Here is a 12,925-nt window from a genome sequence, read left to right as displayed (position 1 = left end):
GGGCGGTTCAGGCATGGCCAATGATCCCGGCCATGCCTGCCACCGCCGCCGCGTCCCACCGGCGTTCCGCTCACCGGGGTCCTGCTCGTCGGGGTTCCGCTCGCCGGGGTCCCGTCGGCCGGGGTGCTTCCCGTCGGGCCTCGGCCGTGGTGTGGCGGTTCGGCCGGCTGGCGGCGGCGTGGGTGGTGGTGTCGCTGATCCTGCTGGCGGGGGTGTGGGGGTCCTGGGGGACGGCGCAGCACGTGATGCTGACGAAGGGCCGGGAGCAGGGGACGATCACGGTGGTGCGCTGTGGTGCGGAGAGCTGTTCGGGGCCGTACACGCCGTTGTCGCCGGGGTCGTTGGCGCGGGAGCGGGTGGTGATCGAGAAGACGGTGGCGGTGCGCGGGGGGCGGACGTACACCGTGGTGGTCAAGCCGGGCGGTGGTGACGACGTGGTGCGGTCCGGTCCTGCCGGGGTGCTGTACGCGTGGGTGCCGATGGGTGGTGCGTTGTTGCTGGCGTCGGTGGTGGTCGCGGGTGGTCTGGGGCGGGCGCGGCTGGGGTGGGTGCTGGCGGGGTCGGGGGTGGCGTTGCTGACGGCGGCGTTCGTGGCGGTGTAGCGCTGCGGACGGGTGCGCCGGGGTGGTGGCCGCGGGCGGGCACGCCGGTACGGCACCGGGGGCGGGTGTGGTGGTGTGGTGGGACGGGCGAAGGGCGCCCCCGGGGTTCTCCGGGGGCGCCCTTCGCGTGTGTGCGGTGGGGGTGGGGGTCAGCCGGTGTTGCGCAGGCCGGCGGCGACGCCGTTGACGGTGAGGAGGAGGGCGCGGGCGAGGAGGGGGTCGGGTTCCTGGCCGGCGGCCGCCGCGTCGCGCTGGCGCTTGAGGAGCGTGACCTGGAGGTAGGAGATGGGGTCGAGGTAGGCGTCGCGGATGCTGAAGGTCTGCTTGAGGGCGGGGGTGGCGTCCAGCAGTTCGCGTTCGCCGGTGACCTTGAGGACTTCGGTGACGGTGAGCGCGTGTTCGGCCTTGATCGTGTCGAAGACGTGCTTGAGGTCGTCGGGGACGAGGGTGTCGACGTAGTGCTGGGCGATGCGCAGGTCGGTCTTGGCGAGGGTCATCTCGACGTTGGAGATGAAGTTGCGGAAGAAGTGCCACTGGCCGTGCATCTCGTCGAGGACGGTGTCGAGGCCGGCTTCGCGCAGGGCCTTGAGGCCGGAGCCGACGCCGTACCAGCCGGGGACGATCTGGCGGGACTGGGTCCAGCCGAAGACCCAGGGGATGGCGCGCAGGCCGTCGAGCGAGACGCCGGAGCCGGGGCGGCGGGAGGGGCGGGAGCCCAGGTGCAGGTCGGCGAGCTGGTCCACCGGGGTCGACGCGAGGAAGTACGTCGGCAGGTCGGGGTCCTCGACGAGGGCGCGGTAGGCGGCGTGGGCGGCGTCGCTGACGACGTCCATGGCGGCGTCCCAGCGGGCGAGTGCCTCGTCGGACTGGCGGGGGGCGGTGTGCAGGGCGGAGGCCTGGAGGGTGGCGGCGACGGTGAGTTCCAGGTTCTCGCGGGCCAGCGAGGGGATGAGGTACTTGTCGGAGATGACCTCGCCCTGTTCGGTGACCTTGATCTCGCCTTCGAGGGTGCCCCAGGGCTGGGCGAGGATGGCGTCGTGGGAGGGGCCGCCGCCGCGGCCGACGGTGCCGCCGCGGCCGTGGAAGAGGCGCAGGCGGACGCCGTAGCGGTGGGCGACGTCGCGCAGGCGGCGCTGGGCGCGGTGGATCTCCCACTGGCTGGTGGTGATGCCGCCGAACTTGGAGGAGTCGGAGTAGCCGAGCATGACCTCCTGGACGTCTCCGCGCAGTGCCACCAGGCGGCGGTACGACGGGTCGGAGAGCATGTCCTCGAGGATGGTGTCGGCGGCCTTGAGCTCGTCGGTGGTCTCCAGGAGGGGCACGATGCCGATCTTGGCCCAGCCGGCGTGGAGGTCGACGAGGCCGGCCTCGCGGGCGAGGACGGCGGCGGCGAAGACGTCGTCGGCGCCCTGGCACATGGAGATGATGTAGGACTCGATGACCTCGGGTCCGAAGACCTCGAGGGCGCGCTTGACGGTGAGGAAGACGCCGAGGGTCTTCTCGCCGGCGGCGTCGACGGGGGCGGGGGTGGGGGCGAGGGGCCGTCGGGAGCGGAGTTCCTTGGCGAGGAGCTTGGCGCGGTACTCGCGGGGCATGTCGGAGTAGCGCCAGGATTCCTCGCCGAGGCGGTCGAAGAGCTGGCCGAGGGCGTGGTGGTGGGCGTCGGCGTGTTCGCGGACGTCCATGGTGGCGAGCTGGAGGCCGAAGGCGGCCAGGGTGCGGATGGTGCGGTTCATGCGGCCGTCGGCGATGAGGCCGCCGCGGTGCTCGCGCAGGGAGGTCTGGACGAGGGTGAGGTCGCCGATGAGTTCGCTGGTGCCGAGGTAGTCGCGGCCGGGCTCGTGGGGGGTGCCCTTGGCGAGGCGCTGCTTGGTGTTCTCCAGCTTCTGCCGGATGCAGGTGGCCTTGAGCCGGTAGGGCTCCTCGGCGTTGAGGCGCTTGTAGCGGGGGCTGATCTCGGGCAGGCGTTCGAGGTCGGCCTGGAGGGAGGTGAGGAGTTCCTCGGTGGCTCCGGTGTAGCGGATGGAGTTGGAGAGGAAGCCGCGGAGTTCGTCGATCATCTCCAGGGCGTCGTTGATGCCGTGTTCGTGCTGGAGGATGAGGACGTCCCAGGTGACCTGGGGGGTGACGTTGGGGTTGCCGTCGCGGTCGCCGCCGATCCAGGTGCCGAAGGTGAGGGGGCGGGTGCCGGCGGGGACGGTGACGCCGACGCGTTCGAGTTCGGCGGTGAGGTCCTCGAGGACGTCGCCGACGGCTCCGGCGTGGAGTTCGTCGAGGTAGTAGATGGCGTTGCGGGCCTCGTCGGCGGGTTCGGGGCGGACGACGCGGAGTTCGTCGGTCTGCCAGACGAGGTCGATGTTCTCGGCGAGGCGGGTGTCGTGGCGGCGGCGGTCGGCCTCGATGACGGGGGTCTCCAGGAGCGCGGCGATGCGCCGGAGCTTGTTGAGGACCGAGCGGCGCGCGGCTTCGGTGGGGTGCGCCGTGAACACGGGGCGGACGTTGAGGTTGCGGACCGTCTCGCGGACGTGTTCGGGGTCGGCGTCCTTGAGGCGGTCGGCGGTGCGGGCGAGGAGGCCGCCCTCGGCGGCGCGCCTGGCGCGCAGTTCGCGGCCGCGGTGGACCTGCTCGGTGACGTTGGCGAGGTGGAAGTAGGTGGAGAAGGCGCGGACCAGCTTGGCCGCGGTCTCCAGTTCGGTGCCGCGCAGCAGTTCGGCGGCTGTCTCGCCGTCCTCGCGGGTGAGGCGGCGGACCTTTTCGACCAGGTCGAGGAGCTCGGGGCCCTCCTGCCGGACGAGGGTCTCACCGAGGAGGTCACCCAGTCGGCGGATGTCGGCGCGCAGCTCGGGGCTGGTTGTCGTCTGGTCGTCGGCACTGCTCACAGGTGCGGCTCCTTGCAGTGTTGAAGCTCGTCCGGGAGGGAACCCGGACGTCAGACCCTGCGGCGGGGCCGCTTGCGGGTCTGTCGTCCGGGAAGAAAACAGAGCGGACCGCGCTGTCCGACCGATCCAAGGATAGGTGTCCGGGTGGACGCGCGGTCTGGCGGGCTCTTGTCGCCGGGTGACGCACTGCCATACTTACGACGCCGTAGGTTACGGAACCGTAGGAAGTGCGGTGCGGTCCTCCGGGCCCGGCACATCCCTGCACACCACGACCCCCCAGGGGACGCGCATGACCTCAAGCTCCGACGTGATCGAAGACCCTTCACCGGCGCCCGACGGCTCCGGTGCCTCCCTCCACTCCTCCTCCGCGGCGTCCGCCACTCTGGGCGGTGAGCAGAAGCGTTCGATCGAGCAGATCGCGCTGCTCGTCTTCATCGTCGTGCCGTTCCTGGCCCTGGTGGCGGCGGTGCCGCTGGCCTGGGGCTGGGGGGTGAGCTGGCTGGACCTGGGCCTGCTGGTCTTCTTCTACTACCTCGGGTGCCACGGCATCACCATCGGTTTCCACCGGTACTTCACGCACGGTTCGTTCAAGGCGAAGCGGCCCCTGCGGATCGCGCTGGCGGTCATGGGGTCGATGGCGGTCGAGGGGCCGCTGGTGCGCTGGGTGGCGGATCACCGCAGGCACCACAAGTTCTCGGACGCGGAGGGCGACCCGCATTCGCCGTGGCGTTTCGGGGAGACGCTGCCGGCGCTGATGAAGGGCCTGTGGTGGGCGCACATCGCCTGGATGTTCGACGAGGAGCAGACGCCGCAGGACAAGTACGCGCCGGATCTGATCAAGGACCCGGCGCTGCGGGCGATCTCGCGGCAGTTCGTGCTGTGGACGGTGCTGTCGCTGGCGCTGCCGGCGGTGATCGGCGGGCTGGTGACGATGTCCTGGTGGGGCGCGTTCACCGGGTTCTTCTGGGGTTCGCTCGTACGGGTGGCGCTGCTGCACCACGTCACCTGGTCGATCAACTCGATCTGTCACGCGGTGGGCAAGCGGCCGTTCAAGTCGCGTGACCGGTCCGGGAACGTGTGGTGGCTGGCGGTGCTGTCGTGCGGGGAGTCGTGGCACAACCTGCACCACGCCGATCCCACGTCGGCGCGGCACGGGGTGATGCGGGGCCAGGTGGACTCCTCGGCGCGGTTCATCCGCTGGTTCGAGATGCTGGGCTGGGCGTACGACGTGCGCTGGCCGTCACGCTCGCGTATCGATTCGCGCCGGAACACGGGCGGGGACGGCTCCCGGCGCCGGAAGGCGACCGTCGAAGCGGCATGATGGACGGCGTGGCGACCGACTCCAGCAGTACCCCGAGCAATGAGAAGCCGCGGCGAGTGCGTCGCACCCGGATGACCGGTGCGGAGCGTCGCCAGCAGCTGCTGGAGATCGGTCGCACCCTCTTCGCGGAGAAGGGGTTCGAGGGCACGTCGGTGGAGGAGATCGCGGCGAAGGCCGGGGTGTCCAAGCCGGTGGTGTACGAGCACTTCGGCGGCAAGGAGGGGCTGTACGCGGTGGTGGTCGACCGGGAGATGCGGCGGCTGCTGGACATGGTGACGGGTTCGCTCACGGCCGGTCATCCGCGGGAGCTGTGCGAGCAGGCGGCGTTCGCCCTGCTGGACTACATCGAGGAGTACACGGACGGGTTCCGCATCCTGGTGCGGGACTCGCCGATCCCCCAGTCGACGGGCTCCTTCGCCTCGCTGATCTCGGACATCGCCACCCAGGTGGAGGACATCCTGGGCCGGGAGTTCAAGCTCCGGGGCTTCGATCCGAAGCTGGCGCCGCTGTACGCGCAGGCGCTGGTGGGGATGGTCGCGCTGACCGGTCAGTGGTGGCTGGACGTGCGGCGGCCGAAGAAGGCGGAGGTGGCGGCGCACCTGGTGAACCTGGCGTGGCACGGTCTGGACGGCCTGGAGGCCAAGCCGCACCTGATAGGCCGCCGCAAGAGCTGACGTACACGTGTCGAAGGCGTACACGCGCCGAAGGGGCCCCGTCCGTGCGACGGGGCCCCTTCGTGCGTGTCCGGGTCAGTGCTTGAAGACGTCCTTCGCCTTCTCCTTGGTCTGGCGGGCGTCGCCCTTGGCCTGCTCGGCGCGGCCCTCGGCCTCGAGCCGCTCGTTGCCCACGGCTCGTCCGGCCGCTTCCTTGACCTTGCCCTTGACCTGTTCCGTCTTCGCCTTGGACTTCTGCTCGCCTGCCACGGTGTCTCACTCCCAGTCAGGTTGGCCTCTCGTGCTTCACCGGGTGACCTGCTGCGGGCATCCCAAACCACATACATGAAGAGTAATGTTCTGCCATCATGTGCACATGAACGAGATCACGATCAGCGCGGCCCGTGCCCAGCTCGGCGACCTGGTCCGGCGCGCCGCCCACAGTCGCGAGACCATCGCCCTCACCGATCACGGGCATGTGGCGGCACTTCTCGTCTCGCCCCAGGTGATAGAGGATCTCGAGGACGCCTTGGCGGTGTCCGACTACCGACGGCGCAAGGCCGAGGGCGCGCTGCCCCCCGGCATCCCCATGGCGGAGGTACGCAGGCGGCTGGGGCTCGAGCAGAAGTGACCTACGAGATCGAGTTCGAGCCGCACGCCCTGGACATGGCCACCCGGTTTCTGCAGGAGGACCCGAGCGGCCTTGCCCTGCTCCTCGACGGCATCGACAAACTGGCCCACGATCCCCGGCCGGCGGGCTCGACCCCCTACGGGTCCCCCGACCTCCGTCGCCTCCGCATCGGCGACTACCGGGTCCTGTACGTCATCGACGACGCCGTGATCCGCATCCTGGTCACCCACCTGGGCCGGACCCCGTAGCTCAGGCCCTCTTCCGCGCCACCGCGAACAGGCGGCGGAACGGCAGGACGGTGCCGTAGGGGCGGGCCGGGTAGGCCTCGCGGAGCAGGTCGCGGTAGTCGGTGACGAAGGCGTCGCGGGCCTCGGGGTCGTCGGCGAGGGCGGTGAGGACGGGGCGCAGGCCGGTGCCCCGGGCCCAGTCGAGGACGGGGTCCTCGCCCGTGAGGACGTGCTGGTATGTCGTCGTCCAGACGTCGGCCTCGCAGCCGAGGCGGGCGAGGTGGTCGAGGTAGACGCCGGGGGCGTGGACGGAGTCCCGGGGGCGGAGCACCCCGCGGAGGCGGCTCTTCCAGCGGGGGGTGCCGGCGAGTTCGCGCAGGAGGGCGTGCAGGGGCGCGTCGATGGTGTGGGGGACCTGGAAGGCGAGGGTGCCGCCGGGGGCGAGGCCGGCCAGCCAGGCGGGGAAGGCGTCGAGGTGGCCGGGGACCCAGTGCAGGGCGGCGTTGGAGACGATCAGGTCGTACGTCTCGGTGGGCGCCCAGGTCGTGAGGTCGGCGTGGGCGAAGTCGAGGTGGGCGCCGGCGTGCGCCCGGGCCTCGGCGAGCATCCGCGCGGAGTTGTCGTAGCCGGTGACGCGGGCGGTGGGCCAGCGGTCGGTGAGCAGGAGGGTGGCGTTGCCGGGGCCGCAGCCGAGGTCGGCGATGCGGGGCGGGGTGCCGGGCAGGCCGGGGACGCGGGCGAGGAGGTCGGCGAAGGGGCGGGCGCGGTGGCCGGCGTGGCGCAGGTACTGGGCGGGGTCCCAGGCGGGGGAGGTCATGGGCGGCTCCTCGGGTGGGGTGGCGTGCCGTGCGGTCCTCGCCGTTCGGCGGGTCCACCGTCCCGCCGATTCATCTCGACGTCAAGAAGTTTGACATCAAGAGACTTCACGTCGACACAACCACTACACTGATCGTCATGGAGGACGAGGTCGATCGGCTGGTCGCAGCGTGGCGCCGGGAGCGCCCGGACCTCGACGTGGAGCCGCTGGAAGTACTCAGCCGGGTGAGCAGACTGGCCCGGCACCTGGACCGCGCACGCCGCCTGGCGTTCTCCGAGCACCAGCTGGAGCCCTGGGAGTTCGACGTGCTGACCGCGCTCCGGCGCGCCGGGCCGCCGTACCAGCTGTCGCCGGGACAGTTGCTGACCCAGACCCTGGTCACCTCGGGCACGATGACGAACCGCATCGACCGGCTGGCGAAGAAGGGCCTGGTCGAGCGGCTGCCCGATCCCAGCGACCGGCGCGGTGTGCTGGTGCGGCTCACGGACGGCGGCAAGGACCGCGCCGACCAGGCGCTGGCCGGCCTGCTCGAACAGGAGCGGGCGATCCTCGCCGAACTCTCCCACGCCCAGCGCGCCGAGCTGGCCGCGCTGCTGCGCCAGCTGACCGCCCCGTTCGACAACATTCCCGGCTAGGGCCCGCCCGGCGGGTCAGGCCGAAGAGACGGGGTCCGGCGCTCGGGGTCTGGGACGCGGGGTCCGGCACGCGGGGTCCGGGACGCGGGGCACGGGACGCGGGGCACGGGGTCCAGGACGCGGGGTCCGGCACGACCTCGCCGGGAGGGGGCGTCCCGGCGGTGTCGCCGTCGGCGGCCGGCTCCCCCGTGCTCGGCTGCGCCCGCGCGGGGGATCCCCGTCGCGTCGCCCCCCTACTCCCCTCCGCCGCGCAGCCGCACGCGCGGGCTCCGCTCAGCTGGGCTGCAGGGCGCCGCCGGTCTCCTCCGACGTGATCCGCCGGACGGGCTCCCGTGCCTGCCCCGGCTCCGCCGGTCCGACCCCGGCCCGCCGGGCGAGCGCGACCGCGGCGAGCGTGGAGTGCACGCCCAGTTTGCCGAGGACGTTCTGCATGTGGGTGCGGACGGTGTGCGGGGACAGGAACAGCCGCTCGGCGACCGCCTTGCGTCCCAGCCCGGCGACCATGCAGCGCAGCACCTCGCGCTCCCTCGGCGTGAGGGACTCCACGAGCCGCTCGCTCTCGGTGCGGTGCCTGCGCGCGGCGGTCAGCTCCTTGAGCACGCCCGTGAGCAGGGCGGGCGGCAGGTGCGTCTCCTCCCGCAGCACCCCGCGCACGACGGTCAGCAGCCGCGACAGCGAGCAGTCCTTCGCCACCCAGCCGGACGCGCCGGCCTGGAGGGCGAGGGCCGCCCGGCGCGGGTCGTCCTTCTCGGCGAGGACGACGATCCTGACGTACGGCTGGGCGGCGCGGACGCCGGCGACGAGGGAGAGGCCGTCGGCCGGCCCGTCCTCCCCCGCCTCCCGCACGGCCGGCTGTGCGCCGGGCGGGCGGGCGCCCAGGTCGGCGTCGACGAGCAGGACGTCGTAGCGGCGCCCCTCGGCGGCGGCGCGCTCCAGGCTGCGCAGGGCCGCCGGGCAGCTGCCGGCGGCGAAGACGTCGACGTCGGGCTCGGCCGCCAGCGCGGCGGCGAGCGACTCGGCGAAGATGCGGTGGTCGTCGACGACCAGAACGCGGATGCGAACCACGAAACCCCCCTCCCCCAGGCTCCTCCACGGAGCAGGGGATACTCCAGGCCCGGAGAACGACGACCGGCGCGGGCCCGGCGCCCGGGAGGGGTGCCCGACCGCACGGCCGCCGCCGTGCAGAGAGTGCTACCCCCACCGCGGGCGTCGTACCCGGCTGTCCCGCCCCCTGATCAGCACCGGCCCCCACCGGTGCTGTCGAACAGAGTAGGGCCGTGCGGGGAGAGGGGAAGGGGAATCGCAGAACTGGTCGTCCCGCGCGTTTATGGTGTGGCGCATGTTCCGTCTTGAGGCAGAAGTCGACAGATCCCGACGCGACCTGCTCCGCTCCCGGCTGCGCGACGCCAACACGGCGGCCTCTCCCGTCCTGCGCGCGCTGCGCGGCACGCCCGCCGAACGCGAGGCGCCGCTGCACGTGTGGGCGTCGGACGACACCGGCGCGCTGGCCGGCGGCCTGGTCGGCCACACCTGGACGACCTGGCTGCACGTCACCTACCTCTGGGTCGACGAGCGCCACCGCGGCACCGGCCTGGGCACCCGCCTGCTCGGGGAGGCGGAACGCCTGGCCCGCGACGACCGCGGCTGCCTGCGCTCCCGCGTGGAGACCTGGGACTTCCAGGCCCCCCGCTTCTACCGCAGGCAGGGCTACGAGGTGGTCTGCGTGATCGAGGACTACCCGCCGGGCATCACGGAGTACACGCTGACGAAGCGGCTGGGGTGAGCGGGCCCGGCGGTCTCCGTCACCGGTCCCCCGCATGGCGGGGGCGCCGGACGAGCACCCCGCACAGCACACCGGCCCCCCGCGCGGTCGACACGCGCGGGGGGCCGGTGCGGTCCGCCGGGAGGGCGGTCAGACCAGGCGGGCGGCGCCCGCCGACGGGACGGCCTCGAAGATCCTCGGGGCGGTGAAGCCCGCTGCCGCGAAGGCCTCCTCGACCGCCTTGCCGATCGTGTCGACGTCGGCCGCCTCCGCGAGGACGATCGCGGAGCCGCCGAAGCCGCCGCCGGTCATGCGGGCGCCGAGGGCGCCGCTGGCGAGGGCGGTGTCGACGACGAGGTCGAGTTCGGGGCAGGAGATGCGGAAGTCGTCGCGCAGCGAGGCGTGGCCCTCGACCAGGAGCGGGCCGATCGCGCGGGTCTCGCCGGACTCCAGCAGGGACACCACCCGCTCCACCCGCCGGTCCTCGGTCACGACGTGCCGGACCAGCCGGCGGACCTCCTCCTCGTCGCCGAGGCGCTCCAGCGCCGCGTCCAGTTCGGCGTAGGGGACGTCGCGCAGGGCGTCGACGCCCAGCAGGGCGGCGCCCTTCTCGCAGCCGGCCCGGCGCTTGCCGTACTCGCCGCCGCTGTGGGCGTGCTTGACCTGGGTGTCGACGACGAGCAGGCGCATGCCCTCGGCGGCGAGGTCGAAGGGGATCTGCTTCTGCGACAGGTCGCGGGTGTCGAGGAACAGGGCGTGGCCGTCCTCGCAGCAGGCGGACGCGGTCTGGTCCATGATCCCGGTGGGCGCGCCGACGTAGACGTTCTCGGCGCGCTGGCACAGGCGGGCGAGCTGCCAGGGGGGCAGGCCCAGCTCGAACAGGTCGTTCAGGGCGAGGGCGACGACGACCTCCAGGGCCGCCGAGGAGGACAGGCCCGCGCCCGAGGGGACCGTCGAGGTGAGGTGGACGTCGGCGCCGGTGACCGGGTGCCCGGCCTCACGCAGCGCCCACACCACGCCGGCGGGGTACGCCGTCCAGGAGCGGTCCGACTCGGGTGCGAGGTCGTCGAGGCGGAGTTCGGCGACGCCGCCCTCGACGTCCGCCGAGTGCAGGCGCAGACGGCCGTCCGTGCGGCGGGAGACCGCGGCGACGGCGGTGTGCGGCAGCGCGAAGGGCATCACGAAGCCGTCGTTGTAGTCGGTGTGCTCACCGATGAGGTTGACGCGGCCGGGGGCCGCCCACACGCCCTCGGGCGCGGTCCCGTACAGCTCGGCGAAGCCGGCGCTGACCTGCTGCTCTGCCCCCACTTACCGCTCCTCTGCGATCTTCTGCGTGAACTCCCACGCGTCGGCGACGATGCCCGCGAGGTCCGCGCGGGACGGGTTCCAGCCGAGCCGCTCGCGGGCGGTGGCGGCGGAGGCGACCAGGACGGCGGGGTCGCCGCCCCGGCGCGGGGCCACGACCTCGGGGATCGGGTGGCCGGTGACCTGGCGGACGGTCTCGACGACCTCGCGGACGGAGAAGCCGTTGCCGTTGCCGAGGTTGCAGATGAGGTGCTCGCCGGGGGTGGCGGCCTCGACGGCGAGGAGGTGGGCCTCGGCGAGGTCGGCGACGTGGATGTAGTCGCGGATGCAGGTGCCGTCGGGGGTCGGGTAGTCGTCGCCGAAGACGGAGATGGCCTCGCGGCGGCCCTGCGCGACCTGGAGGACGAGCGGGATGAGGTGCGACTCGGGGTCGTGCCGCTCGCCCTGCGCGCCGTAGGCGCCGGCCACGTTGAAGTAGCGCAGCGACACCGCGGCCAGCCCGTGGGCGGCGGCCTCGCCGGTGATCATGTGGTCGACGGCGAGCTTGGACGCGCCGTACGGGGAGGTCGGCGCGGTCGGGTCGGTCTCGGTGATGGGGGTGCTGACGGGCTCGCCGTAGGTCGCGGCGGTGGAGGAGAAGACGAGCGTGCGCACGCCGGCCTCGCGCATGGCGCCCAGGAGGGCCATGGTGCCGCCGACGTTGTTCTCCCAGTACTTCTCGGGCTTCACGACGGACTCGCCGACCTGGGAGAACGCGGCGAAGTGGAGGACGGCGTCGAAGGAGGCGTCGAGCCACTTCCCGGCGTCGCGGATGTCGCCCTCGACGAACGCGGCGCCCGCGGGGACGCCCTCGCGGAAGCCGGTGGACAGGTTGTCGAGGACGACGACCTCGTGTCCGGCTTCCAGCAGGTGCTGGGCGACCACGCTGCCGACGTATCCCGCGCCGCCCGTGACCAAGTACTTGCCGCTCATCAACTCGCTACCTCTCGCAGTCGCTTCGCCGCGTGCTCCGGCGGCACGTCGTTGATGAACACGTTCATGCCAGACTCGGAACCCGCGAGGAACTTCAGCTTGCCGGACGTACGGCGGATGGTGAAAAGCTCGAGGTGCAGCGCGAAGTCGTCGCGGTTGACGCCCTCGAACTCCTCCAGCGCGCCGAAGGGCGCCTGGTGCCAGCCCGAGATGTAGGGCGTGAGGGGCTGGTCCTCCCCGAAGATCCGGTCGAAGCGCCTCAGGAGTTCCAGGTAGACCCGGGGGAACTCGGTGCGCGCGGCCTCGTCGAGGCCGAGCAGGTCGGGCACCCGCCGCTTGGGGTACAGGTGCACCTCGTAGGGCCAGTGCGCGGCGTACGGCACGAAGGCGACCCAGTGTTCACCCTCGAGGACGACCCGCTCGCCGGCGAGCTCGCGCTCCAGGACGGCGTCGAAGAGGTTCTCGCCGCCGGTGGCGTCCTTGTGGGCGGCCACCTGGCGCAGCATCAGGGCGGTGCGGGGCGTGGTGAACGGGTAGGCGTAGATCTGCCCGTGCGGGTGACCCAGCGTCACGCCGATCTCGGCACCGCGGTTCTCGAAGCAGAACACCTGTTCCACGGAGGGCAGATGCGACAGCTCGGACGTCCGGTCCGTCCACGCGTCCAGGACGAGTCGCGCCTGCTCCTCGGTGAGGTCGGCGAAGGACGCGTGGTGGTCGGAGGTGAAGCAGACCACCTCGCAGCGTCCGGAGTCGCCGGCCAGCGAGGGGAAGCGGTTCTCGAAGACGACGGCGTCGTAGGCCGAGTCCGGGATCTCGCTCAGCCGGTCGCCCTGCGAGGGGCACAGGGGGCACTCGTCGGCCGGCGGGTGGTAGGTGCGGCCCTGCCGGTGCGAGGCGATCGCGACCGAGTCCCCGAGGAGCGGGTCGCGGCGTACCTCCGAAGTGGTGACCGTGGGGTCCAGCGGGCGCCGGTCCACCGCGTCGCGCACCGTGTCGTCCCGCAGGTCGTAGTAGATGAGCTCACGACCGTCGGCCAGGCGGGTCGAGGTCTTCTTCACCGCGGCTCTCCATCCCTGCGTCGGGCACCACACGCGCGTACCGAGCAGAACAAGCTTCCAACA

Annotated in this window: 14 protein-coding genes; 7 read left to right on the top strand and 7 right to left on the bottom strand. The window is 72.4% G+C overall.

Annotated elements, in window-relative coordinates; genetic code table 11:
* The first annotated feature begins 20 nt into the window (after positions 1-20).
* Positions 21-602, top strand: coding sequence for a hypothetical protein (locus ACF09K_RS15480; protein WP_392243768.1), 582 nt, complete (start codon positions 21-23; stop codon positions 600-602).
* 149 nt (positions 603-751) lie between these two features.
* Here ACF09K_RS15480 and ppc read toward each other — a convergent pair whose 3' ends face one another.
* Positions 752-3,481 (bottom strand): phosphoenolpyruvate carboxylase, encoded by a 2,730-nt coding sequence (ppc, locus tag ACF09K_RS15475; RefSeq protein ID WP_392243767.1) that lies wholly within the window; start codon positions 3,479-3,481, stop codon positions 752-754.
* Between the two features lie 289 nt (positions 3,482-3,770).
* On the opposite strand from ppc, the gene ACF09K_RS15470 reads away from it, so the two are divergent.
* Positions 3,771-4,802, top strand: a complete 1,032-nt coding sequence (locus ACF09K_RS15470; RefSeq protein WP_392243765.1) for an acyl-CoA desaturase — start codon at positions 3,771-3,773, stop codon at positions 4,800-4,802.
* Positions 4,799-5,476, top strand: a complete 678-nt coding sequence (locus tag ACF09K_RS15465) for a TetR family transcriptional regulator (RefSeq protein ID WP_392243764.1) — start codon at positions 4,799-4,801, stop codon at positions 5,474-5,476. Before ACF09K_RS15470 ends, ACF09K_RS15465 begins: the two co-directional genes overlap by 4 nt.
* Positions 5,477-5,551: 75 nt before the next feature.
* On the opposite strand, the gene ACF09K_RS15460 is transcribed toward ACF09K_RS15465, so the two are convergent.
* On the bottom strand, positions 5,552-5,725 hold the full coding sequence (locus tag ACF09K_RS15460; RefSeq protein WP_366057331.1) for a CsbD family protein: 174 nt from the start codon (positions 5,723-5,725) through the stop codon (positions 5,552-5,554).
* A gap of 106 nt (positions 5,726-5,831) precedes the next feature.
* Between ACF09K_RS15460 and ACF09K_RS15455 the strand changes: the two genes are divergently transcribed.
* Both ACF09K_RS15455 and ACF09K_RS15450 read left to right on the top strand, forming a co-directional pair.
* Positions 5,832-6,086: a type II toxin-antitoxin system Phd/YefM family antitoxin gene (locus ACF09K_RS15455; protein ID WP_392243762.1), complete on the top strand. Its 255-nt coding sequence runs from the start codon at positions 5,832-5,834 to the stop codon at positions 6,084-6,086.
* The gene (locus ACF09K_RS15450) at positions 6,083-6,334 is read left to right on the top strand and encodes a type II toxin-antitoxin system RelE/ParE family toxin (protein ID WP_392243760.1); all 252 of its coding nucleotides are present in this window, start codon (positions 6,083-6,085) and stop codon (positions 6,332-6,334) included. The genes ACF09K_RS15455 and ACF09K_RS15450 overlap by 4 nt, the downstream gene beginning before the upstream one ends.
* A 1-nt stretch (position 6,335) precedes the next feature.
* Here ACF09K_RS15450 and ACF09K_RS15445 read toward each other — a convergent pair whose 3' ends face one another.
* Entirely contained in the window at positions 6,336-7,130 is a 795-nt protein-coding gene (locus ACF09K_RS15445; RefSeq protein WP_392243758.1) for a trans-aconitate 2-methyltransferase, read from the bottom strand.
* A 137-nt stretch (positions 7,131-7,267) separates the two neighbouring features.
* On the opposite strand from ACF09K_RS15445, the gene tamR reads away from it, so the two are divergent.
* Positions 7,268-7,765, top strand: a complete 498-nt coding sequence (gene tamR / locus ACF09K_RS15440) for a MarR family transcriptional regulator TamR (RefSeq protein ID WP_356568718.1) — start codon at positions 7,268-7,270, stop codon at positions 7,763-7,765.
* A 273-nt stretch (positions 7,766-8,038) separates the two neighbouring features.
* Here the strand turns inward: tamR and ACF09K_RS15435 are convergent, their stop codons facing one another.
* Positions 8,039-8,830, bottom strand: a complete 792-nt coding sequence (locus ACF09K_RS15435; protein ID WP_392243756.1) for a LuxR C-terminal-related transcriptional regulator — start codon at positions 8,828-8,830, stop codon at positions 8,039-8,041.
* Between the two features lie 262 nt (positions 8,831-9,092).
* Between ACF09K_RS15435 and ACF09K_RS15430 the strand changes: the two genes are divergently transcribed.
* Positions 9,093-9,548 (top strand): GNAT family N-acetyltransferase, encoded by a 456-nt coding sequence (locus ACF09K_RS15430; RefSeq protein ID WP_392243754.1) that lies wholly within the window; start codon positions 9,093-9,095, stop codon positions 9,546-9,548.
* Positions 9,549-9,677: 129 nt separating this feature from the next.
* Here the strand turns inward: ACF09K_RS15430 and galK are convergent, their stop codons facing one another.
* Genes galK through galT form a run of 3 tightly spaced genes read right to left on the bottom strand, consistent with a single transcriptional unit; the run spans position 9,678 to position 12,862 of the window.
* Positions 9,678-10,835, bottom strand: coding sequence for a galactokinase (gene galK / locus ACF09K_RS15425; RefSeq protein ID WP_392243752.1), 1,158 nt, complete (start codon positions 10,833-10,835; stop codon positions 9,678-9,680).
* The gene (galE, locus tag ACF09K_RS15420) at positions 10,836-11,804 is read right to left on the bottom strand and encodes a UDP-glucose 4-epimerase GalE (RefSeq protein ID WP_392243750.1); all 969 of its coding nucleotides are present in this window, start codon (positions 11,802-11,804) and stop codon (positions 10,836-10,838) included.
* Positions 11,804-12,862 carry a galactose-1-phosphate uridylyltransferase gene (gene galT / locus ACF09K_RS15415; RefSeq protein WP_392243748.1) on the bottom strand — a complete coding sequence of 353 codons (1,059 nt, stop codon included), beginning with the start codon at positions 12,860-12,862 and terminating at the stop codon, positions 11,804-11,806. Before galT ends, galE begins: the two co-directional genes overlap by 1 nt.
* Between the last annotated feature and the right edge of the window lie 63 nt (positions 12,863-12,925).

Origin of the sequence: Streptomyces sp. NPDC014882 (assembly GCF_043081325.1) — a bacterium.
Classification (GTDB): domain Bacteria; phylum Actinomycetota; class Actinomycetes; order Streptomycetales; family Streptomycetaceae; genus Streptomyces.
Note: the sequence above shows the minus strand (reverse complement) of the source record. Positions and strands in the feature narration are given on the sequence as shown.